Origin of the sequence: Niastella populi, from assembly GCF_002078015.1 — a bacterium.
In the GTDB taxonomy this organism is placed as follows: domain Bacteria; phylum Bacteroidota; class Bacteroidia; order Chitinophagales; family Chitinophagaceae; genus Niastella; species Niastella populi.
In genome coordinates this window covers 1-2,836 of record NZ_LWBP01000253.1, presented here as the reverse complement: position 1 = coordinate 2,836, position 2,836 = coordinate 1, and the positions used below count along the sequence as shown (strand labels likewise).

At 39.5% G+C, this 2,836-nt stretch carries 1 protein-coding gene; it reads right to left on the bottom strand.

Annotated features, from left to right (window positions below; genetic code table 11):
• On the bottom strand, positions 1-2,836 hold a 2,836-nt coding region (locus A4R26_RS32715; protein WP_133054858.1), incomplete at both ends, for a non-ribosomal peptide synthetase.

The window sequence follows — 2,836 nt, the reverse complement described above, 5'->3', positions numbered from 1 at the left end:
TCATAGGATATATATCCTCGATATTCTCCTTGTTCAAAATCCCATTGGAAGATAAAATTCTTTCCTTTAAACGTTCTATTTCACTTCTTATACTTCTCTCTCTTTCTGATAGCCATTCGTTCTTTAAATCAATTTCGTTTTTATTTTCCTTAGCATATTGAATAAGCTTTTCTATGGTATCATTGTTATAAACCTCGTTAACGGAGAATTCGTAGTGCATTTCTTTTCCCATTACAACGAGCAAACGAATGACTTTTATCGAATCACCACCTAATTCAAAAAAACCATCTTTTACACCTAATTTCTCTATATCTACATGCAACACGTCGCTCCATATCTTTACCATCGACTCCTCAAGTTCATTTCTGGGAGCCACGTATTCTACCCCGCCTGACAGACCCAAACCTTCAGGATCAGGTAAAGCCTTTTTGTCTATTTTGCCATTGGGTGTTAATGGCAGTTCTTCCAATTGAACAAAGTAGGCCGGGAACATGTACTCTGGCAACGTTGTACCTAAATAGGCCCTTAACGCGCTCGTATTCAGTTGTTCTTTGGATGTAAGATAGGCTACCAGCGCCTTTTCGCCCACTTCGTTCTCTCTGGCCAATACAACTACCTGATCTATCTTATCATATTCCGATAGTGCATACTCTATCTCTCCCGGTTCTATCCGATACCCTTTGATCTTTACCTGGTCGTCCTTCCTGCCGATAAACTCTATACTGCCATCTGCTAACCAGCGTCCTAAATCCCCCGTCTTGTATAAACGCCCTCCTTCTTTAAAAGGATTAGCTATGAACCGCTCTTGTGTAAGGTCTGAACGGTTTAAATAACCTCTGGCTACCTGATCTCCTCCAATCAATATCTCTCCTGAAACTCCAACTGCCTGAAGGATATTCTTTTCATTTACTATATAGATACAAGTGTTATCAACCGGCTTTCCTATTAAAATAGGTTCCCCTTCAAATCCAATTTCGTCTATTATACACCCCACGGTTGACTCAGTTGGTCCGTATTCATTATAGATCCGAATTGAAGGATTTAGTTTCCTTAGTATCCCTACATGAGTATGATCAAGTTTATCGCCTCCAACTATAGCCACCTGAACTTTTGTACTTTTTAACCCAAGCTGCCCAAGCAAACTAATATGCGCAGGAGTTATTTTTATACAACTTATTTCACTCTCAAAGTATTTTTTTACGAGTGTTGGCGTATCTGATGTATTGTCAAAAATATTTATCAATCCCCCACTGATCAATGGTAAGAAGATACTTGTCACCGTTAAATCAAATGACAAAGATGAAAACAATCCAAAATTCAATGACGATGGGTCATTTAAATATTTCGACTTTCCCCAACTAAGATAATTCGTTAAGGAAGCATGCTCAACCATTACTCCTTTTGGAGTCCCCGTGGAACCTGACGTATAGATTACGTAGGCAAGGTTAGCAGGTGTATATGTTTTAGACAGCGCTCCTGAATTATAATTCTCTGAATCAAATTCGAGGTCAATGGCAAAAACTTTTCCATCAAAATAATCAATGTCGTAAATGAAACATGCCTCAGTTATCAGCAGCTCTATAGAAGTATCTTTTGCAATATATTCCTTCCTTGAAGATGGGTATTCAGGATCGATCGGAACATAAGCACCTCCTGCCTTCAATACACCAAGTATCGAAATGATTATCCACTCACTTCTATTCAATTGTATTCCTACTAAATCGTCTGGCTGGATGTTGTATTCCCTTTGCAGATACGCTGCCAGCTGATCAGACTTTTCATTGACCTGGCGATAAGTCAGCTCCTTTTCAGCAAAAGCTACAGCTATGTTACCTGGCGTCTTTTCCACCTGTTCTTCAAACAAGTCTACGATCGTCTTATCTTTTTGATAAGCTACTGTTGTACCGTTGAAGGTGACTAACAGTTCGTGTTTTTCCTTCCCGGACAGGTAATCTATTTGTGCGATCTTCTCTTCAGGAGTTTCCAGCAGGGCGGTTAACAATTGCTTGTAATGCATTATCAACCCTTCAACCATTGCCCTCTCATAGACGTCAGTATTAAAGCTTATCTGAAGCGATAAATAGTCTCCATTCTCCTGCAAGATAACCTCAATATCAAATTTAGATGTTTGATACCCCCGATCTACAATCTGATTTATCTCTTCTTCTGACAATTCAGGTCCTTCTGAACTTTCTCCATGATTGTGAAGATCAAGCAGCACATCAAAGACCGCACTTCTGCTCGTGTCTCTTTGAAGGTTTAAATCCTTTATCAAGCGATCAAAAGGATACATTTGATGGCTATAGCTCTTTAAAGTGTCCTCTTTTAAAGCCTTATAAAAACTATCAAAGCTTTTATCAGGATCAACTTCATTTTTTAAAGCCAGCATGTTTACATAGAACCCGATCTGATCTTCCAAATCGGCATGCTCTCTTCCGGCTACCGGAGTTCCTATGATAATATCCTTCTGAGAAGTGTAACGGTACATTAACACATTCCATGAGGCAAGTAAGCCCATGAATAAACTGCCCCCGTTCTTCTGGATATATCCTTTTAGTTTAGCAGTGGTTGTTTTATCAATATAAGTACCCAGCCTATGTCCGTTATAGGTCTTGAATTTTGGCCGCTGTTTGGCGCCCGGAAGGCTCAGCAATGGCAATTCTCCCGAAAGTTTATCTACCCAATATTCTTTATGTACCTTAAATGAGTCCTGGTTCAACCGGCTCAACTGCCAGGCTGAATAATCCTTGTACTGGATTCTTAACTTCGCTATCTCAGGTTCTTGGCCTGTTTGAATGGCTTTGTAATATCTAAATACATCTTTGGCCAAAATTTC